This is a genomic window from Achromobacter sp. GbtcB20 (assembly GCF_019091095.1).
Taxonomy (GTDB): Bacteria; Pseudomonadota; Gammaproteobacteria; order Burkholderiales; family Burkholderiaceae_B; genus Achromobacter; species Achromobacter mucicolens.
In genome coordinates, this window is the sequence record NZ_JAGXJZ010000003.1 from 318,854 (window position 1) to 339,045 (window position 20,192).

A 20,192-nucleotide genomic window follows, 5' to 3' on the forward strand; every position below is an offset into this window, starting at 1 on the left:
TCAGAGAGGTGAGGTTGCTGTGTGCTCACCCTCCTTGACCCTTGGGATCGAAAAACGGATCAGCTTTTTTGTAACAGCGGTGACTGACGCGCCGTGTCGGGGCCGGCGATGAGGTGCAGACGGCGGCCGCGCCAGAGCCGCGTCTCGGTTTCCACGCGGATGTCCAGCGTGGCGCTGAGTGCGGCCAGCACCTTGTCCACGTTGTTGACGGGAAAGGAACCGGACAGCAGCCGGTCCGCCACGGCGGGATCGCAACTCAGCGTATCGCGGCTATAGCGGCCGAGTTCGGCAATGAAATCGGCCAGGCGCATGCCGCGCGCCACGATGAAGCCGTCCTTCCAGGCGATCTGGTTGGTCTCGGCGGCGTCCGGCTGCGCGACGCCACGTGACGAGTAATGGGCGCGCAGTCCCGCCTGCAGCGTCAGTCCGTGCGCGGCGTCGTCGCGCGGGCGGATCTGGACCGCGCCTTCGAACACGCTGACCTCGGTCGAGGTGTCCAGCAGCCGCACGGCGTATTCGGTGCCCAGCGCGCGCGCGGTGCCGTGCGCGGTCTCGACAAGAAAGGGCCGGTGGGGTACGCCTGTCTCTTGGGCGGTGGTGATCAGGATTTCGCCCGTGATGAGCGCCACGCGCCGCAAACCCGCGCTGTAGCGCACGTCGATGGCGCTGTCGGTGTTCAGCACCACACGGGTTCCGTCCGGCAGCGTCAGGCTGCGGTGTTCGCCGATGGCGGTGCGATGGTCTGACGTCCAAGTGCGCCACGGGGCGCTCTGCCCGACGCCCCAGGCCGCGCCGCTGGTGAGACCCAGGACGCTCACGGCCTTCAATGCGCGCCGGCGCTTGGCGCAGGCGGGGGCCGCCAGCGCAGCCTGCGCGATGGCCGAGCTTCCCGGGGCAGCCAGCGGCTGCAGTCGGCCTTGCACGGATTCGATGCGCAGCCACGCGCGTTCGTGGTCGGGGTGCGCGGCGCGCCAGGAGGTCCATGCCCGCACCGTTTCGGGGGCAACGGGGTCGTCTTGCAATTGCACCAGCCATTCCAGCGCGCGTTGCGCGACGGCGGGCGACACGGCAGCCGCGTCGCGGGTGGCGGCGTACCACGGCGAGGCGGACATGCGGCGGCTCATCCGCTAAAAGACAGATCGGCGAAGCAGCAGCGCTGCAACGCCTTGACGAGATAGCGCTTGACCGTGGGGACCGAGATGCCCAGCGCCTCGGCCACCTGGGCATGCGTGTGCCCGTCCAGCTGCGACAGCAGGAATGCCTGCCGAACGATGGCGGGCAGCCCATCCAGCAGACGGTCCAGCTCCAGCAGGGTTTCCAGCACGATGGCCCGGTCCTCGGGCGACCAGTGCACCGCCTGAGGCGCCTGGGCCAGCGCTTCCAGATAGGCGCGCTCCAGTTTCTCGCGGCGCCAGTGGTTGGACACCAGGTGCTGGGCGACGGTGGTCAGAAACGCGCGCGGCTCGGTGAGCGTGGCCGGAATCCGGTCGCTGCTAAGCAGGCGGATGAAGGTGTCGTGCGCCAGGTCTTCAGCCTGATCGGCGTTGCCCAGGCGGCGGCGCAACCATCCTCTCAGCCAGGAGTGGTGATCGCTATAAAGCGTTTCGATGGAGGAGGGGAAGGCGCATCCCGGCGTACTCAAGATCCAACCTTTTGATCAAGCCGCCGGCGCCTCGCAGTCGGAGGCGGGACAACTGCTCATGCGAATTACGGGAAATAGTAATTGTTATTATTACCGATTCCAGGCAGGGCTTGTCAAATTGTTGCCGGGCGCGGGCGGCTGGGCGTTGCCGGCAGGCGTCAGCGCGGCGCGCCAGCGACTGGGTACGCGCCCTGCGTCTGCGCATACGCCTGTTGGGACGCCAGATAGGCATCGCGCGACGGGATCAGGTGGTCGCGGCACACGGCCATCAGCGCGTCGCGATTGCCGTCCCGCAGTGCCTGGATCATCGTCCAGTGCTCCTGCCGCGCCCGTTCCCTGTGGCCGGCTGTCACCAGCGAGCCGAAGCGGATCGGGTGGGTGCGGCGCGCGTACTCCTCGATGGCCTGCCCCAGCACGGCGTTGTCCAGCAGGCCGACGAATTCACGGTGAAAGTGCTGGTTGCTGCGGAACACGCGGCGCGCGTCGCCCGCCGCCACCGCCGCGTCGTGCTCGCGCTGCACGGCCACCAGCGCGGCCAGCCGCGCCTCGGGCACGGGCAGCGGCATCTGGCGGGCGGCGTGCACTTCCAGCACCTCGCGCAAGGCGTACAGCTCCATGACCTCGCGCACCGAGAACGCGCGCACCACCGCGCCGATGTTGCGCTTTTTCTCGACCACGCCCAGAAGCTCCAGGTCGACCAGCACCTGGCGCACCGCGTGCCGCTTCATGCCAAAGCGCGCCATCAGCTCGTCCTCGGTCAGGCGTTCGCGCGGATGCAGCCGGCCGAAGACGATGTCTTCCTCCAGCGCGGCCACCGCCGCCTGTACGGCGTCGGGGGCGGGTTCCTGCAAGGCGGCGGGCGTGATGGCGTTCATGGCGATGAGGGCAGGTTTACTTCTTGGGCACCGTGTCGTGCGTGACGCCGGCGCGCAGGAAGTCGAAGTCGACGCCCTGGTCGGCCTGCGTCACGGACTGCAGGAAGAGCTTGCGGTAGCCGCGGTCGGCGGCCGGCCGCGTGATGGGTTGGGCGGCGGCGCGGCGCGCCAGCTCGGCGTCGTCGACCAGCAGCGCGATTTCGCGCCGGGCCACCGACAGGCGGATGCGGTCGCCGTTCTGCACATAGGCCAGCGGACCGCCGATGGCGGATTCCGGCGTGACGTGCAGCACGATGGTGCCGGCCGCGGTGCCGCTCATGCGGCCGTCCGAGATCCGGACCATGTCCTTGACGCCGGCGCGCGCCAGCTTCTTCGGGATGGGCGTGTAGCCGGCTTCGGGCATGCCCGGCGCGCCGGTGGGGCCGATGCGCTTGAGCACCAGGATGTCGTCGGCGGTCACGTCCAGCGCGTCGTCGTCGATGCGGCGCGCCATGTCCTCGGCGTCTTCGAACACCACCGCGCGGCCTTCGTGCTCCATCAGTTGGGGATTGGCCGCCGACTGCTTGATGATGGCGCCGCCGGGCGCCAGGTTGCCACGCAGCACGGCCAGGCCGCCCACCGGATAGATGGGCGCGGCGGCCGTGCGGATGACGTCCTGCTTGAAGGGCGGGGGGGCGTCGTCCAGTTCTTCACCCAGCGTGCGGCCGGACACGGTGAGCACGTCCAGATGCAGGAAGGGACGTAGCTCGCGCAGCAGGGCGGGCATGCCGCCCGCGTCGTGGAAGTCTTCCATGTAGTGCTGGCCCGACGGCTTCAGGTCGACCAGCACGGGCGTCTCGCGGCTGATGCGGTCCAGCCCGGCCAGGTCGATGTCGATGCCCAGGCGGCCGGCAATGGCGGTCAGGTGGACGATGCCGTTGGTCGACCCGCCGATGGCAAGCAGCACGCGCAGCGCGTTTTCGATGGACTTGCCGGTCAGGATACGGTCCGGGGTCAGGCGCGAAGCCGCCATGGCGACGGCGGTGGCGCCGGTGTGCTCGGCCACGCGCACGCGGTCGGCGGTGACGGCCGGGGCCGAGGCGCCGCCGGTCACCATCATGCCCAGCGCTTCGGTGATGCAGGCCATCGTGCTGGCAGTGCCCATGACGGAACAGGTGCCCACGCTGGCGACGAGCTGGTTGTTCACGTCGGCGATCTCGACGGCGTCGATTTCCTCGGCGCGGTAGCGGCCCCAGTAGCGGCGGCAGTCGGTGCAGGCGCCCACGCGCTCGCCGCGGTGCGAGCCGGTCAGCATCGACCCGGTGACGAGCTGGATGGCGGGTACGCCTGCCGAGGCGGCGCCCATCAGTTGCGCCGGCACGGTCTTGTCGCAGCCGCCGATCAGCACGACGGCGTCCATCGGCTGCGCGCGGATCATTTCCTCGGTGTCCATGGACATGAGGTTGCGCAGGTACATGCTGGTGGGCTGCGAGAAGCTTTCGTGCACCGAGATGGTGGGAAAGTCCATCGGCAGGCCGCCGGCCAGCATGACGCCGCGCTTGACGGCCTCGATGAGCTGCGGGGCGTTGCCGTGGCAGGGGTTGTAGCTGCTGCCGGTGTTGACGATACCGATGATGGGACGCGCCAGGGCATCGTCCGACAGGCCGGCGCCCTTGATGAAGGCCTTGCGCAGGAACAGCGAAAAACCCTTGTCGCCGTAATTGGTCAGCCCGCGGGCGACGCCTTGCGCGGTGGCGCTGTCGCTGTCAAAGGGGCCCTTGCCGGGCTTGCCGCCCTTGGTCTCGTCCGTCATTTTCAGTCCCGATAATATTATTGATAATCCTGCGGCGTCATCATATCCAGCCCCTTGCAACGCCCGCAAGCGGTTTGTGCAGATGCGTTCTATTGATCTGAAATGAAGATCAGTCGATAGAAAAATGGCGATTCTTCAATCAAGCATGGACCCCTACACTGGCGCGGTTGACGAACCGGGCGTCCGTTCATTCCTATACCCATCCCGGCTTGGAGAGACCCTATGTCAGACCTGCGTCTGCGGCCGCGCCGCGCCGTGCTGTTTTCCCTGCTGGCCCTTTGCGCCGGCGTTTCCGCCCCGGCGCTTGCCGCCGACGCCTATCCGGACAAGCCCATCCGCATGATCGTGCCTTACCCGCCCGGGGGCGCCACCGACGTGATCGGCCGCGTGCTTGCGCAGGAATTGACGGGCGCGCTGGGCCAGACCGTGGTGGTGGAAAACCGCGCGGGCGCTGCCGGCAACATCGGCGCGGACCAGGTCGCCAAGGCCCAGCCCGACGGCTACACGCTGCTGATGGGTGCGCTGACCAGCCACTCGATCAATGCCGCGCTGTACCGCGGGCGCGTCACCTACGACGTGGAAAAGAGCTTCGCGCCGGTGTCCATCGTCGGCACCGTGCCGCTGGTGTTCGTGGTCAACCCGTCGGTGCAGGCCAAGACGCTGCCCGAATTCATCGCGCTGGCCAAGTCCAAGCCCGGCTACCTGACCATGGCCTCGGCCGGCAACGGCTCGCCCCAGCATCTGGCCGGCGAAATGTTCAAGCGCGCGGCGGGCGCCGACATCCTGCACGTGCCTTACAAGGGCAGCGGCCCGGCCATGACCGACCTGATGGGCGGACAGGTGCTGAGCATGATCGAGACGGTGCCCGCGGCGCAGGCCAACATCAAGGCGGGCAAGCTGCGCGCCCTGGCGGTGACCTCGCCGCAGCGCGTCGATGCGCTGCCCGACGTGCCCACCGCCGCCGAGGCCGGCCTGAAGGACTTCGAGGTCAGCTCGATGTTTGGCATCGTGGCGCCCGCCAACACGCCGGCGCCGGTCATCGAACGCCTGAATGCCGAGCTCAAGAAGATCCTGGCCAAGCCCGAAGTGAAGGCGTCGCTGCTGAACCAGGGCGCGATCGCCACGTGGACCACGCCTGCCGACGCCGGCAAGCGTGTGTCGGCCGAAGTGGCGCGCTGGACCAAGGTCATCGATGAGGCGGGCGTGAAGGGCGAATAAGCCCATTGCCGCGGGCGCCTTGCGCGCCATCTCCGCCACACGCCGGAAATCCGCCAAGGGTTTCCGGCGTTGTCGTTTTTGCGGGTATTGAAAGGAAGCGAAATAATCGATTCCCGTCGCACGCCGGCTGCGCGGGGAAAGCACCTGTATTTCAGACAATTGCAAAGCTGCGGGAACGGCTGTGCAATAAACCGCAATAAACAGGTTTGCACCGCCGCAAAGATGGTTGACCCCAAATTCAGTAGCCCGTAATGTGTTTCGCGGGCCTTAGGACGGCGGGGGGATACCAATGACTGAGAACCAGGACGAAAAGTCGATCCTGCACACGCATTTCGGTACGCAAAGCCCATATTGGCGGTTGTCCGCCGATAGCGATGCGATTGAACTCGCCGCAGTCAAGGGCGCGACCAATATCGCCATGGCCTTGCGCCCGGATCAGGCCGAGGCCGTGCGCAGCCTGACTGGCATCACGTCCAGCGTGCGCATCGACATCATGCTGTATGGCGATCTGCTGCACCTGCACCTGGTCGGCCGTAAGATCAACCCGAACGAATGGGCCGGCACCGCATCGGCCCACACCGATACCGAATCCGTCGCCAAGGACCTCGTAGAAGGCCTGTCGTTCGCGGAAACGGTGGTGTCGGAAGCCAATTCAGTCATCGTCATCGTCGACCAGAACGGCCGCGTGCAGCGCTTTAACAAGCTCAGCGAGGAATACACCGGCAAGCGCGAACAGGACATCGTGGGCCGCAGCGTCTTCGAGATGTTCATGACGCGCGAAGAAGCCATCGCCTCGCGCCGCAATATTGCCGAGTTCTACAAGCGCGGACAGTCGTATGAGGTCGAGCGCACGATCAACACCGTCAAGGGGCCGCGCCTCTTTCTGTTCCGCAACAAGTTCGTCACCAGCGGCAGCGGCGAAAAGCGCGTCTACCTGATTTGTTCGGGCACGGACATCACGGAAGAGCGTCAGGCGCAGGAACGCCTGCGGGTGCTTGCCAACACCGACATGCTGACCAACCTGCCCAACCGGCACGCGATCACGTCGCGGTTGAAGGCCGCGTTGGACGCTGGCCGGGAGGGGCGGGGCGGGGTGCTGTTCCTGGACCTGGATAACTTCAAGCGCATCAACGACCACTACGGCCACGGCTTCGGCGACCGGCTGTTGAAAGCCGTGGCCGTCGCCATCTCGAACTGCCTTTCCGATGGACAGACGCTGGCCCGCCTGGGTGGCGACGAATTCATCGTGCTGCAGGAAGAAGCGCAGGCCTGGCAGCTGGAGGCGACCGCGCAGCGCATCATCGACCGGCTGCGCGAGCCCTTCCGCCAGGGCCTCATCGAGGTCTACACCAGTTGCTCCATCGGCATCGCCATGTATCCCGACCACGGGGCCGACCTGGACAGCGTGGTGCGCAGCGCCGACATCGCCATGTATGTGGCCAAGGAAGCGGGCCGCCATACGTACCGGGTGTTCCAGCCCGACATGGACCGCCGCAACGCGGACTACGTGTGGCTGGACACCAATCTGCGCAAGGCGTTGGCCGAGAATCATCTGATGCTGTACTACCAGCCCAAGCTGGTGGGACGCACCGGCGAGGTGGACGGCGTGGAAGCGCTGGTGCGCTGGCGCTCTCCGGAGCGCGGCATGGTCGGACCCGACACCTTCATTCCGTATGCCGAGGAGTCGGGCCTCATCTCGCCGCTGGGTGTCTGGGTGATGCGCGAAGCCGCGCGGCAGGCGGCGGCCTGGAAGCGCGACGGCCTGAACCTGCGCATCGCCATCAACATGTCGGCCCGCCAGCTGGACGACAAGGGCGTGGTCAGCGAATTCATGCGGGCCATCAACGACGCCAGCCTCAATCCCTGCCTTCTCGATATCGAACTGACGGAAAGCTGCCTGATCGACGATGAGGACGCGGCCATCGAACTCATCAAGCAGTTCCGGCAACTTGGTGCGCGCGTGCACCTGGACGACTTCGGCACGGGCTATTCGTCGCTGTCGCAGCTGGCGCGCATTCCGCTGGACGCGATCAAGCTCGACGCCAGCTTCGTGCGCGGCGTGAACGAGAATCCGGTGTCGCAGGCGCTGGCGCGCGCCATCGTCGCGGTGGCGCGCACGCTGGAGCTCAAGGTCATCGCCGAGGGCGTGGAAACCCAGGAAGAAACGGTCTTCCTGGACACCCTGGGCGTGGACGCCAAGCAGGGCTATCTGTACGCCAAGCCCATGCCGGCGCAAGAGTTCACCGCCTGGCTGGCGCAACGCCGCCGGCTGCATCTCATTGCGTGACGCAACCGGCGGCGCGCCGCCGGATCAGTGCATGGTGGCCACTTCGGTGGACTCCGAGCTGCCTGCCGGGCGGCGGTTCTGCGCCATCGCCAGCCGTTCCAGGTAGGTCCTGGCCGCATTCGTGGCGCAATCATCATGCCGAGCCGAAGGCGCCTCGTTCAAGTGAAGCAAGGTTACTTTCAACTTTCGAATAAACCTTAGTTTCTGGAATCAACCTTTCGCTGATACTTCCAGACGTCAATTCGACATTCCACGGTGACCGCCAGACCAAGGCAGTTTGACTGATTTGGCTGTCCCTTGATTGCGCTGGATTTCCACGTGCTTCATCTTTCCGATCTGCGGTTCTCGTTCGTGCCCACCTTCGCCGAACTGGAATTTGAATTGGTGCAATTTACGCTCGACGAAGCATTGTCTGAACCATACTGTCTGCGCGTCGACTTATCCTGTTTTGATCCTTCCGTAGATTTCGGCGCGCTGCTGGACCAACCCGCACTCTTCACGATCTGGCGCAATGAATCGGCCGTGCGTCACGTGCACGGAATCGTCACGAGCTTTGAGCAGCTCGACACGGGATTTCGTCGAACCCGCTACCGGGCGGTAATTGAGCCTGCCTTGTCCCGCGCAGCCCTATGCTCTGACTGGCGCATCTTCCAGCAGCAATCGGTGCCGGAAATACTTGAGAAAGTCATCAGGTCCCACGGCATCACGGACTACGAACAAATCACCACAAACGATCACCTGCCACGAGAATACTGTGTGCAGGCCGGAGAAACGGACCTGACGTTTCTCGCTCGCCTGGCAGCCGAGGAAGGCTTCTTCTATCGGTTTGCACACAGCGATCAGGGGCACCGTCTTATCCACGGCGACCGGATATACGTGCACGGAGAAGTCGATAGTGGTCCTGTTCTTTACAACGCTGCGCCCGGGGGCAATCAAACTGAACCGGCGCTGCGACGCTTCATTTATGCCGAACACGTGCGCTCGGCACGCCAGACCCAGCGGGACTACACCTATACGCATCCGCAATATGACCAAGAGCATTCGGCCGTCGCCAACGAGCTAAGTCACCAGTCCCACCGGTACGAACGCTACGACTATCCCGGTCGATACAAGCGCGACGAAGCCGGTAAACCTTTCACCCAAAGCCGCCTCCTGGGCTTGCGTCGTGACGCTCGCATGGCGCCGGTCGAAGGCGATGACCCGCGTCTCGTGCCAGGCGTCGCTTTCGATCTGATTGGTCATCCACGCGAAGAATGGAACCACGGTTGGCGTCCCGTGCGCGTGCGGCACCACGGCATCCAGCACACGAGCCAGCAGGAAGAGAGCGCTGAATCTACGCAGGGAACGCAATACCGCTACCGCGCCGACATCGTGCCGGACAAGGTGGACTGGAAGCCGGAACCGGCCGACAGGCCCCGGATCGACGGTCTACAGATGGCCACCGTTGTCGGGCCCGCCAACGAAGAGATCTACTGTGACGACTTTGGCCGTGTCAAAGTCCAGTTTCCCTGGGACCGCTTGGGAACACGCGACGAACACAGTTCCTGCTGGGTACGCGTCTCGCAGAATTGGGCGGGCGCCGCGTGGGGTCACATGGCCATTCCGCGGATCGGACAGGAAGTAATCGTCGATTTTTTGGACGGAGATTGCGACCAGCCAATCATTACCGGCCGGACATATAGGGCGACGAATCTGCCGCCCTATGGGCTTCCCAGGTTCAACACGCTCAACACTGTCAAATCCAAAGAGCACAAGGGTGATCGCGCCAATGAACTGCGCCTGGACGACACGTCAGGGCAAATCAGCGCGGCCTTGATGAGCGAGCATGGCGAAACGCAATTGCATTTGGGCTATCTCACGCATCCTCGGCCGGCTGGTGGGCAGCCTCGCGGAGAGGGTTTCGAGTTGCGTACCGACGAACACGGCGCGTTGCGCGCGGCCAAGGGCGTACTGGTAACCGCCTACGCGCAACCGCAGGCTGCCGGCAGTCAGCTCGATGTGTCGGAACTGTCACGGGTGCTCAAGGCCAGCGCTCAGCAAGCGAGAAGTCTGCTTGGCGTCGCACAGGAACACCGCGGGTTGGACGCTGAACACACTGCGCGCGAACAGCTTGTTCGGGCTGTAGAGCAATTGGGCGCAGGGGCGAATGACCGTCAAGGCGAAAACGGTGGTCAACCTGTCGTGGTCATGGGCGCGCCTGCCGGCGTTGCGACCGTGACGGCGGCCAGCGTTCTTACGGCGGCCACGGACAATATCGAGACCATCGCGCAGCAAGATCAAACCGTCACGGCCGCCCGCCGTATCCACGTTACTGCTGGCGAAGGCATTAGCGCGTTCGCGCTCAGTGGCGGCATTCGCCATCTCGCCAATCAGGGCGACGTGATCACAGAGGCCCAGCACGGTACGGTTAGTGTGCATGCAAGCAAAAGCGTCCTTCACGAAGCCAATGAGCAGTTCATCGCTTCCGCAGGGGAGACGCTGGCCTTGCGATGTGGCAAGAGCGCATTGGTGCTCCATGCTGACGGGCGCATTGAACTATTCGGCGCGCAAATGCAAATACATGCTTCGCTTGCGGTGGATGGGCCGGCCTCATTGTTGACATCTCTAAATCATTGGGATAAAGCGCCATTCGATGACGATTTCGTGGCCTATCTACCCGATGGCTCGCCAGCCGCTTTTGAGCGATACGAACTCGTCCGTGCGGATGGCACGCGAATTCCAGGTACGACAGACGCCAACGGAAGGCTGCAAATGCAAAAAGGCCTGAGTCCGGAAAGGCTGGAGGTTGTATGGCTGGGGTCTGCCAATCCTTCAAATTCATCGTAATTATTTTTGCAGTTTTGTCGTCGCGCCGTTCGTCGGGTTGCCGAGTTTGCAGCGCCAACAAAAGCCCACAACACCGCTGCCCGAGAGGAGTCAAGCCGTGAACACACCACCGAGTTCACTTGATTTACCGGACGAAGATAGTTCTCGCGTCGCGTCTTGGAACTTTGATGCAAGTGGTCGCCTGCGACATCAATGGAATCTCACGAGTAGCGGCCTCGCCGGAACTGTCCGGCTCAATCTCGGCCCGCCATATGTGCTGCCAGTGATTTTTGTCCCCGGAATAATGGGATCGAATCTCAAAGTCGACCCGCCCACAGAGCTTGACACTGAGGCGGATCCCGTCTGGCGCCTGGATATCAGCTTGGCAGGGTATGTTCCTATAGATCTCATCAAGAATGTGGTTCTGGGTGCCGGTATCAGGCAGCGATTACTGCATCCTGACCGTGTGACGGTGGACGACCGCGGAGCCGTGCCTAGCAGAACCACGGGATCCATTTCCTCCTTGTTTGTCTTGGATTCGGCCGGTCGGCCGGTTAACGCGTATACGGACCGTGGTTGGGGCGAAGTGGGTGAGGGTAGTTATCACGGATTTCTGTTGTGGCTGGAGAGAACCCTCAACGGACGCGGGTGGGATCCCATGAAGTGGCAAGATTTCCACCCGACCGACTCCATGTCCGACCCTGCATCGCGGCCTGCGCAGCCACGCGTTCCGTACCCGCCAAACACAGCCATGAAAGTACGCGGCATGTCGGATGAAGGCGCCGAGCGGAATGGCAAAGTCTCTCCGCTCACATTCGGCGAATTGCAGAAGCGTGCGCAGTTTTGGATGCCGGTTCACGCCTTCGGATACAACTGGCTTGCCTCCAACGAGCCCGCTGCACAGCTGCTGGCGGAACGTATCGAGCAGGTGCGGGAGCGATACGGCGATCGTTGCGATCAGGTGATCCTCGTCACGCATTCCATGGGTGGTCTGGTGGCGCGTCGCTGTCAGCAATTGCCTGGAATGTCGGAAAAGATAGCCGGCGTTTTGCACGGCGTGATGCCCGCGCTAGGTGCTCCGGTCGCTTATCGGCGATGCAAATTGGGAATGGCTGACGAAGCCAGCGGCATTCAAGGCTCGATTGCGTCTCTTGTCATTGGAAACAACGGTCGCGAAATCACTGCTGTTTTCGCCCAGGCGCCAGGAGCGTTGGAACTGCTACCCACGGAAGACTACCCGTCCGGGTGGTTGCAGTTGCGGGAAGGCCAAGACAAGGCTCCCATTCTTGCTTTACCCAAAGCCAACGATCCGTATACGGATATATATCTGCGGCGAGACCGGTGGTGGGGGCTGGTGAGAGAGGCTTGGCTGGCGCCTGAAGACGGGCAACCCATTACATGGGGAGATTATAAAAATAATATCGAAAAGGCGCGCCTGTTTCATGCGGCCACCCGGCGCCAGTATCACCCTGCTACCTACGTCTTCTATGGCGCGGACGAGGACAAGCGCAGATTTGCCAACATTGTGTGGCGCATGAGGCCTGGAATTGCACCAAACGGCAGTCCGCGTCCCAGCGCTGCAAATGTCGCGGAGTTGGGCACGGGCGATACCCGCGACGAAGGCTGCAACCCAGTTTATGTGGGGGGCGCCACGCAATGGAGCCAGCCCTTTGCGTTTGCAGGCTCGGTCATGCATGTTCCTCATCTCGTCGAAACAAGTCACTGGGAGCTTCACGCCGATAAGCAGGACGCAATTGGCGATGGCACAGTGCCGCCTCGTTCGGGAAATGCGCCGTTGGCGTCGTACGCGATGGGCAGGTACTCGAACAAGTTCGTCTTGCAGGCTTTGACCATGAAGGCTCATACAAGAACGAAAACGTCCGATCGTTTTCTCTCTACGCGATCATCAAGATCGCCGCAAACGCCAGGAAGCCGTCATGACACGCTGGTTAAGAATCATCATCCTTTCCTTGCTCGTGGGTGGCTGCACCTACGAGCCCACCGGCGCGGAGAAAGACACCGTGAGTGAACTGACCTCGAAAATGACGACCCACGGGTTGGGACGCTATCTGGTTGACCTGCCATCGTCTTGGCGCTACGGATCCGGCGAGGTCACGCTGTATTACGGGCTGGGCGCGGACTTTAAAGTAGACCGGATCCAGATCATCAACCAAGGGGTTACCGCGACGCAGTTTAAATCTGCAATTGATTGGAAGCAGCGGCGTTTAAGCTCGATTACCAATCAGATGGCGGGCGCGCCAATGCTGGTGGGTGCATGGGACATTGACGCAAACGTTGATGGTGATGCAAACCGACAGGCAGTGCTGCTTCGCTATTACGAGGGTACGACGCTCGACAACTATCACACCCATGAAGTTCATTTGTTATTGGGATCAATCTACGTACTGCTAAAAGCCAAGTCTTACGAGGGAGTAATCAATCCAGTCGAGCAACGGCTACAAGCGCTGGCTAAGCAGATTTTTGTCATCAGTGATCCCGCTCGAGCGGGTCCTGGCTTCGTTCTTGGTCCGATCGTGATCCGTGGCACACACGACCATGAAGTTTCCACCGTCAAGTTCTATGACCCCGATCGGCGAGATCTGACGCTGGAAATCAACAGCAGCGCGGTGACGCCGGACGAATCGCGTCGGTTGTTGCAGCGCAGCCAGGCGGCACTGCCTTTATTTCGGCGAGGTGGCGCCAAGCTCGATACGCTGCGATCAGGCCGCCGTGCTTTTGCCGGCATGGAAGGCGAGGAGGATGTGCTCGGTAGTGATTCCATGCAGGACGATGGCGCAAGGGTGCGTCGGCTTTTGTTCAGTGCCGAGACCTATCGGCCCGATCCTGGGCTGTCGCGGCCCACGCTGACCGTGCAGTTAAAGTCTGGTGGTCACCTGTCGTGGCTGAGCGACGCGGAACGACAGGCGCGCCGCGATGCGCCCGACTTCCTGATGACCGAGGGCTATCTGCCTAGATTCGCCGCAAAGTCGCGTCAGTCGTCGGCGGCACGCATTCCCCCGATTACGTCGTCTTTGACCGATTACGAAGCCATGAGCGCATGGGACGCCATTCTTCCCACGATTCGGCTGCGTTCCGGTGCGCTGCCGCGCCCCGATGCCGGGGATGATCGGGCGTCGCCGATCTCGCGGGAGCAGGCCGAAAGGGATCGCCGCGCGCTCGATGATTTTCTGTCGAGTTGGCCGGTAGACAACCCTGATAAATCTGCCAGTTGACGGGCTTGCAGTGGCCAACTTCCCGGCTCCTGCTGGGGGCTCCCTCGGGCTTCCCATCCAAATGCAACTGCCGCGTTCGCCAGATGGATCGGCGCCGCTGGATGGTCGCGGACGCTCTGGCCAACACATCCCGCAACGCCGCCGGCTGCATCTGATTGCGTGACGCAACCGGCGGCCCGCCGCCGGCTCAGTGCATGGTGGCCACTTCGGTGGCTTCCGAGCTGCCTGCCGTGCGGCGGTTCTGCGCCATCACCAGGCGTTCCATGTAGGCGCGGTCCTTCGGATCGATGGAGAAGGCCGCCTCGACCCAATCCTCGGTGATATCCATCAGTTCGGAACGCGACAGGCTCAGCACACGCTGGCGGGCGCGCAGCATCGCGCGCATGCCGTTGAGCTTGGGGCGCATGACGTCAATGAAGGTGCGCGTGGCCTTGTAGGCTTCGCCGGGCTCGAACAGCACGTCGACCAGGCCGCGGCCGTGATACCACTCGGCCGTGTGCGATTCACCGGTGCCGATCAGCTCTTCGGCCAGCTTCATGCCCGAGCGGCGCGCGACCAGCGAATAGCCGCCCATGCCGGGAAACAGGTTGAACGCCATTTCGGGAAAGCCCATGCGCGCATTGTTCTGCGCCAGCACGAAGTGGTGGGCCAGCGCGGCCTCGAAGCCGCCGCCCAACGCGGTGCCTTCGATCATGGCCAGCGAGATGGCGCCCGTATCGAAACCGCGCGTGGCGGCATGCACGCAGTCGACGCAGGCGCGGGCATAGGCCCGAAGCGCCTCGCGCTTGCCGGTGCGGATGGCCTCGGCGAAAAAGTTCAGGTCGCCGCCAACGTTGTAGATCTGGGGCACCAGCGAACCGGTGACCCAGAAGTCGATGGGCAGGCCGGAATCCTTGGCGGCGCGCGCCAGGGTCATGATCTCGTCGATGAGTTCATGGTTAAAGCACGGGCGCGGTTGCGCGCGCAGCATCATCCACATGACACGGCGACCTTCCTCGTAATACGCGGAGATCTGCTTCAGATTGCCTGCGGCGGTAAAGGGGTGGCAGTCCGGATGAATGAGTTGATTCATTGCTTTCGTCCAATCGATCAAGGTGAGTCGGAGTACTGCCGGGTCAGGCTAAACCACGGCTTAGGCACTCCGTCTCATGCAAACCTCGTCCAACTGGCCAGACTTTTCTGTAATGCAAAGTCCCGAGCGCGCGATCGGAAAATTTCAAAACCCGCAACAGCCCCTCGGTCCATCGGCCGAGGCACGCATGGGTAGAACGGATGAGGACAACAGCAAATATGCGGTGTTCAGCGCCGTGAAAGAAAAGCCCGGCCGACTGGCCGGGCTCGTGCGTTGGGATGAGAGCGCGCCGCAGGAAGGCGCCGGCGCTCACGAAAAATTTTCAGGCCACGCCGCCATTCGCACGCACGATCTGCCCATTTACCCACCCGCTGTCCGGTCCCGCCAGGAACGAGACGATGCCCGCGATGTCATCCGGTTGGCCCAGGCGTTCCAGCGGCGGCATCTTGGCGTAGTGCTCGATCAGCTCGGGGCTCTTGCCCTTGAAGAACAGCTCGGTGGCGACGGGGCCAGGGGCGACGGCATTCACCCTGATCTGGCGGCCGCGCAGTTCCTTGGCAAAGACCTGCGTCAGGCTTTCGACCGCGGCCTTGCTGGCGATGTAGACCGAGTAGCCGGGCAGGTTGAGCGCGACGGTGGTGCTGGACACATTGACGATGCTGCCGCCATCGGCAAGGCGGGCGGCCGCCTCGCGCAAAGTGTTGAAGGTGCCGCGGGTGTTGATGTCGAACGTCCGGTCGTACAGGTCGTCGCTGGTGTCCGCCAGCGGCTGCACCTGCAGCACGCCCGCGCTGTTGACCAGCACGTCCAGGCGGCCGAATTCGGCCGTGACGGCATCGAACATCGCGCGCACCGCATCCGGCTTGGAGACGTCTGCACGCACCGCGAGGGCGCGTCCGCCGGCCTGGCGGATGTCGGCGGCCAGGGCGTCGGCGTCTGCCGCGCCGGACGCATGGTTGATGGCGACGGCAAAGCCGTCATTGGCCAGGCGGCGCACGATGGCGGCGCCGATGCCGCGCGATCCGCCCGTGACGAGGGCAACACGCTGGGAAGCTTGGTCGGTCATGCGATCTCTCCGTGAAAGGGTGAGGCATATGATCGACTATTCCGTTCGAAAGATAATTAGGCGGCGTTTGCTAAGATAATTTCATTTGCTTTAACAATAGGCCCGTGCGGCGGGCAGCCAGAGGCATGGATCGATTCCAGGAAATGCAGGTGTTCGTGCGCATTGCGGAGCGCGGCAGCTTTACCAAGGCCTCCGATGACCTGCGCATTCCGCGCGCCACGGTGACCAACCTGATCAAGCGCATGGAGGCCCGGTTGGGCGCTCGCCTGCTCGAGCGCACCACGCGCCAGGTGCGGCTGACGCACGACGGCGAGGCCCACTACCGGCGGTGCGTGCGGCTGCTGGCCGACCTGGAGGAAGCCGATGGCGCGTTCCTGGATACGGCCCCCAAGGGGCTGCTCCGGGTCAATGCGCAGGGCACGCTTGCCCGCTTTTTCGTGATGCCCGGCCTGCCGGACTTTCTGAAGCGCTATCCCGACATTGCCCTGCACTTGGGCGAAGACGACCGGCTGGTGGACCTGGTGCGCGAAGGCGTGGATTGCGTGCTGCGGGCGGGCGTGCTGCAGGATTCGACGCTTGTGGGGCGGACGATTGCGCAGATGCCGCAGGTGACGGTGGCCAGCCCCGCGTATCTGGCTCGACATGGCATGCCGGACAGCGTGCAGGCGCTGGAAAAGCACCTGGCCGTGGACTACGTGTCCAGCGCCACGGGCCGCGCGGCGCCGCTGGATTTTTGGGTCGATGGCCGCATCGTGCAGGTGCGCCCGCGCGCGGTGGTCAGCGTGAGCGGCGCCGAGCTTTACACCAGCGCGGCGTTGGCGGGCCTGGGAATGGTGCAGGTGCCGCGCTATCGCGTGGAACGCGAACTGGCGGCGGGGCACTTGAGGATCGTGCTGCCCCACGCGCCGCCCGCGCCGATGCCGGTGTCGGTGTTGACGCCGCAGAACCGGCAGGTGCCGGCGCGGGTGCGCGTGTTCACGCAGTGGCTGGCGGGCGTGTTTGCCGCCGCCTTCGATCAGACGATGCCGGTCAGGTAGAACACGCCGATCACCAGGAACACCGACAGCGTCGATATCAGGGTGATGGCGAAGATATCGCCATAGGACTGGCGGTGCGTCAGCCCCGTGACCGCCAGCAGCGTGATGACCGCGCCGTTGTGCGGCAGCGTGTCCATGCCGCCGCTTGCCATCGCAGCAACCCGGTGCAGCACTTCCATGGGAATGCCGGCCGCCAGGGCGCCGTCGATAAAGGTCTGCGACATCGCGGCCAGCGCGATGCTCATGCCGCCGGAGGCCGACCCGGTGATGCCGGCCAGCGTCGTCACCGCCACGGCTTCGCCGACCAGCGGATCGGGAATGGCCTTTAGGGCCTGCGCCACCAGCAGAAAGCCCGGCAGCGCGGCGATGACGCCGCCGAACCCGTACTCGGCCGCGGTGTTCATCGAGGCCAGCAACGCGCCCGACACGGCGCTCTTGCTGCCCTCGGCAAAATGCGACTTGATGGCGCGAAACGAGAACAGCAGGATGGTGACGATGCCCGCGATCAGCGCACCCATCACGGCCCACAGCGCCACCTGTTCGTCCGCGTTGACGGGCAGGGGCTTGGGCAGGCCGGGCAGGTCCACTTCGGAACCGGCCGGGTACCAGCCCGGGATCCAGCGCGTCAGCAGAAAGTTCATCACCCCCACCACCACCAGCGGCAGCAGCGCGATCAGCGGATGATGATTGCGTTCGGCGGGGGGCGTGGCGGGTTCGTTGCGCAGGTCCGTGCCGTAGGTCTCGCCGGCCGCGGCGGCGCGCTTGCGGCGCCATTCCAGGTAGGCGATGCCCGCGGTCAGCGTGAACGTGGCGCCGATGAGGCCCAGCCAGGGCGCGGCCCAGGTCGTGGTCTCGAAGAAGGTCGTCGGAATGATGTTCTGGATCTGCGGCGTGCCCGGCAGCGCCGTCATGGTGAACGTGAAGGCGCCCAGCGCGATCGCGCCCGGCATCAGACGCTTGGGGATGCCGCCCTGGCGGAACATCTCGGCGGCAAACGGGTACACCGCGAACACCACCACGAACAGCGACACGCCGCCGTAAGTCAGTACCGCGCAGACCAGCACGATGGCCACGATGGCGCGCTCGGCGCCGATCAGCCGCAGCACCGCTTGCACGATGGCGCGCGAAAAGCCCGATAGCTCGATCAGCTTGCCGAACACGGCGCCCAGGAGGAACACGGGGAAGTAGAGCTTGGCAAAGCCCGCCATGCGCTCCATGAAGATGCCCGAGAACACGGGCGCCAGCGCCGACGGGTCCGTCAGCAGCACCGCGCCCATCGCCGCAATGGGCGCGCAAAGGATGACGCTATAGCCTCGATACGCCGCCAGCATCAAGAACGCCAACGCCGCCACCACGATGAACAATCCGGTCATTCGGTACTCCAGGAATGAAGAGACAAGGGGTGTGGGGCTACACCTTAACGTATCGGGCGGTCAGCGCGCTGCCATCAAATCCGCCGCCTTGTGCGCCAGTTCCGCGACGCCGAAGCTGGTGGCCAGCGCGTGGGCATCAAGATCGGCCAGGGACACCCAGCGCGCGTCGCGGGCATCGTCGCCGGCGACCGGTTCGCCTGACACCCAGCGGCACAGCACCGCGATCAGGATGAAGTGGCGGCGCAGGGCGCCTGCGTCGTCGTGGTCGAACACGTCGACGGCGTCGAAGACGTGCAGCGGCTCGGCGGTGACGCTCGTTTCTTCCAGCAACTCTCGCGCGGCCGCATCGGGAAGGCGTTCGCCCGCATCGATCTTGCCGCCCGGAAACGCCCAGCGGTCCTGATCGGGCGGATTGGCGCGGCGCACCAGCAGCACGTGGCCGTCGCGCACGACGGCGGCGATGGTGGCGGCGATGGGGCGCGGGGCGGGTTGGGTCATGCGGGTCTCCAGCGGCAGTCAGGCATGCGGCAAGGATACGCCGGTCCGGTCACACCTCTTCGATGCGTTGGCTGGGGGCGAACGGCGTGCCCAGACCGAGCAGCGCGTAGATGCGTTCGGTGATGCGCTGGCGCCGTGTCGGCCTGCCCATGCGCCACCGCATGTCGAGCCACAGAAGCGGCAGCGCAAAGCACAGCCAAACCAGCAGGAACATCCCCAGGATGAAGAGCGCGAGTTCCGGAAAGTCGCCCTGCAATGCGTCGGGGTCCATGAACCAGGTCAGGCCAATCAGAAACAGCCAGACCGCAAGCATCAGGCCGCCGATGGCCTTGAGCAGGGGCGCGCGCTGGTTCATGCCGACGCCGACCGGCGTGTCGCGGCCGGGAATGGCGCGGAATCGCAGATGACACATATAGGCGCGCCCGTCCTCCAGATTGCGCAGCGCATACACCGCATGCGGTTCGCCCGGAACCGGCTGGGCGTTGACGGCCATTTCAACGGCATCGTCCTGCGCCAGGAACGGCTGCCAGCTTCCCAGCGATTCATCGACCGTCATCAGGAACGGGCGGCCCTGGATGGAAAAGCGATAGTGGCCGTAGGTCGGGCCTTTGTGCACATGCCGCGTTTCATGCGTGATCCCGTCGAGCTGCCCCCGGATCAGGAGCAGGGGCGGATCGCCATCCTGCGTCAGCGCAGCGGGTTCGTGCCGGGGGCGCGGGGCGGCTGGCGCGGCTGGCGCAGCTGAAGTGCCCGCCATGGCCGCTGGCCGCCGGGTGGGATCGAACTGCGCCTCGCTGGCGAGAATGCGCGGCCGCTCGCGGCGGTTGTGCCAGAGGACATGCAAGGCATTCGCGGCAAGTACCAGCCCCATCAACGCGATCACCAGCGCGAACACCATCAGGAATACGCGCGGCAGCGTCGCGATCCCGGACAGCCACGCCGCACCCAGCGCGATCACGCCCACGGCGCCGCAGATCGCGGCCTCGCGCCCGCTGCGCCGTTGCGCGGTCTGGTAGGTGAGCGGAGCAATGGGATCGCCCTGCGCCGGCACGGCCCAACAGAAGCGGTTCAGGCCATGCTGGGCCTCCAGCACGCCAATGCGCACGGCCGTGCCTTTGTCGTGGAAGGCGCGCAGCTGGGCGATGTGCGATGGGTCCAGCCCGGAACCCCAGAGGATTTCCGCGCCGACCCGCAGGAAGACATCGTTTCGCCGGACCGGCGTTGCGAGCCGGATCTGGTCAATCTTTCCCTCGATGATGCGGGCTGCGCGGTGTGGCATGTCGGAGCGGCGAAG

16 protein-coding genes are annotated in these 20,192 nt (G+C 64.4%); 6 read left to right on the plus strand and 10 right to left on the minus strand.

Going from position 1 to position 20,192, the window contains the following annotated elements; translation table 11 throughout:
* Positions 1–59 precede the first annotated feature (59 nt).
* The 4 genes from KVT32_RS06730 to KVT32_RS06745 form a co-directional block, all read right to left on the minus strand.
* Positions 60–1,112, minus strand: a complete 1,053-nt coding sequence (locus KVT32_RS06730) for a FecR family protein (protein ID WP_217617870.1) — start codon at positions 1,110–1,112, stop codon at positions 60–62.
* An 8-nt stretch (positions 1,113–1,120) separates the two neighbouring features.
* Positions 1,121–1,642, minus strand: a complete 522-nt coding sequence (locus tag KVT32_RS06735) for a sigma-70 family RNA polymerase sigma factor (protein ID WP_152384048.1) — start codon at positions 1,640–1,642, stop codon at positions 1,121–1,123.
* 158 nt (positions 1,643–1,800) lie between these two features.
* Positions 1,801–2,517 carry a GntR family transcriptional regulator gene (locus KVT32_RS06740; protein ID WP_179688837.1) on the minus strand — a complete coding sequence of 239 codons (717 nt, stop codon included), beginning with the start codon at positions 2,515–2,517 and terminating at the stop codon, positions 1,801–1,803.
* 16 nt (positions 2,518–2,533) lie between these two features.
* Positions 2,534–4,309, minus strand: a complete 1,776-nt coding sequence (locus tag KVT32_RS06745) for an IlvD/Edd family dehydratase (protein WP_217617871.1) — start codon at positions 4,307–4,309, stop codon at positions 2,534–2,536.
* A 222-nt stretch (positions 4,310–4,531) separates the two neighbouring features.
* Here KVT32_RS06745 and KVT32_RS06750 point away from each other — a divergent pair, with 222 nt between their 5' ends.
* Positions 4,532–5,527: a tripartite tricarboxylate transporter substrate binding protein gene (locus KVT32_RS06750; protein WP_056316251.1), complete on the plus strand. Its 996-nt coding sequence runs from the start codon at positions 4,532–4,534 to the stop codon at positions 5,525–5,527.
* A 289-nt stretch (positions 5,528–5,816) separates the two neighbouring features.
* Positions 5,817–7,814: a cyclic di-GMP phosphodiesterase gene (pdeR, locus tag KVT32_RS06755; RefSeq protein WP_175156748.1), complete on the plus strand. Its 1,998-nt coding sequence runs from the start codon at positions 5,817–5,819 to the stop codon at positions 7,812–7,814.
* Positions 7,815–7,838: 24 nt separating this feature from the next.
* Here the strand turns inward: pdeR and KVT32_RS06760 are convergent, their stop codons facing one another.
* Positions 7,839–7,985, minus strand: a complete 147-nt coding sequence (locus KVT32_RS06760) for a hypothetical protein (protein ID WP_217617872.1) — start codon at positions 7,983–7,985, stop codon at positions 7,839–7,841.
* A gap of 126 nt (positions 7,986–8,111) precedes the next feature.
* Between KVT32_RS06760 and KVT32_RS06765 the strand changes: the two genes are divergently transcribed.
* The 3 genes from KVT32_RS06765 to KVT32_RS06775 all read left to right on the plus strand — a co-directional run bounded on the left by KVT32_RS06765 (position 8,112) and on the right by KVT32_RS06775 (position 13,852).
* Positions 8,112–10,640 (plus strand): type VI secretion system Vgr family protein, encoded by a 2,529-nt coding sequence (locus KVT32_RS06765; protein WP_217617873.1) that lies wholly within the window; start codon positions 8,112–8,114, stop codon positions 10,638–10,640.
* 97 nt (positions 10,641–10,737) lie between these two features.
* Positions 10,738–12,648: a triacylglycerol lipase gene (locus KVT32_RS06770; protein ID WP_217617874.1), complete on the plus strand. Its 1,911-nt coding sequence runs from the start codon at positions 10,738–10,740 to the stop codon at positions 12,646–12,648.
* Positions 12,641–13,852: a T6SS immunity protein Tli4 family protein gene (locus KVT32_RS06775; protein ID WP_217617875.1), complete on the plus strand. Its 1,212-nt coding sequence runs from the start codon at positions 12,641–12,643 to the stop codon at positions 13,850–13,852. Before KVT32_RS06770 ends, KVT32_RS06775 begins: the two co-directional genes overlap by 8 nt.
* A gap of 187 nt (positions 13,853–14,039) precedes the next feature.
* Here KVT32_RS06775 and KVT32_RS06780 read toward each other — a convergent pair whose 3' ends face one another.
* Together KVT32_RS06780 and KVT32_RS06785 are read right to left on the minus strand one after the other, a co-directional pair.
* Positions 14,040–14,924: a crotonase/enoyl-CoA hydratase family protein gene (locus KVT32_RS06780; RefSeq protein ID WP_175156749.1), complete on the minus strand. Its 885-nt coding sequence runs from the start codon at positions 14,922–14,924 to the stop codon at positions 14,040–14,042.
* Positions 14,925–15,246: 322 nt separating this feature from the next.
* Positions 15,247–15,990 carry an SDR family oxidoreductase gene (locus KVT32_RS06785; protein ID WP_062840814.1) on the minus strand — a complete coding sequence of 248 codons (744 nt, stop codon included), beginning with the start codon at positions 15,988–15,990 and terminating at the stop codon, positions 15,247–15,249.
* A gap of 125 nt (positions 15,991–16,115) precedes the next feature.
* On the opposite strand from KVT32_RS06785, the gene KVT32_RS06790 reads away from it, so the two are divergent.
* The gene (locus tag KVT32_RS06790) at positions 16,116–17,027 is read left to right on the plus strand and encodes a LysR family transcriptional regulator (RefSeq protein ID WP_152384052.1); all 912 of its coding nucleotides are present in this window, start codon (positions 16,116–16,118) and stop codon (positions 17,025–17,027) included.
* Here KVT32_RS06790 and KVT32_RS06795 read toward each other — a convergent pair.
* The 3 genes from KVT32_RS06795 to KVT32_RS06805 are packed head-to-tail and all read right to left on the minus strand — an operon-like array spanning position 17,006 to position 20,177.
* Positions 17,006–18,400, minus strand: coding sequence for a GntP family permease (locus tag KVT32_RS06795; RefSeq protein ID WP_152384053.1), 1,395 nt, complete (start codon positions 18,398–18,400; stop codon positions 17,006–17,008). The genes KVT32_RS06790 and KVT32_RS06795 overlap by 22 nt on opposite strands.
* 60 nt (positions 18,401–18,460) lie before the next feature.
* Positions 18,461–18,898 carry an NUDIX hydrolase gene (locus KVT32_RS06800; RefSeq protein ID WP_217617876.1) on the minus strand — a complete coding sequence of 146 codons (438 nt, stop codon included), beginning with the start codon at positions 18,896–18,898 and terminating at the stop codon, positions 18,461–18,463.
* A 49-nt stretch (positions 18,899–18,947) separates the two neighbouring features.
* On the minus strand, positions 18,948–20,177 hold the full coding sequence (locus KVT32_RS06805) for a hypothetical protein (RefSeq protein WP_217617877.1): 1,230 nt from the start codon (positions 20,175–20,177) through the stop codon (positions 18,948–18,950).
* Positions 20,178–20,192: the final 15 nt, after the last annotated feature.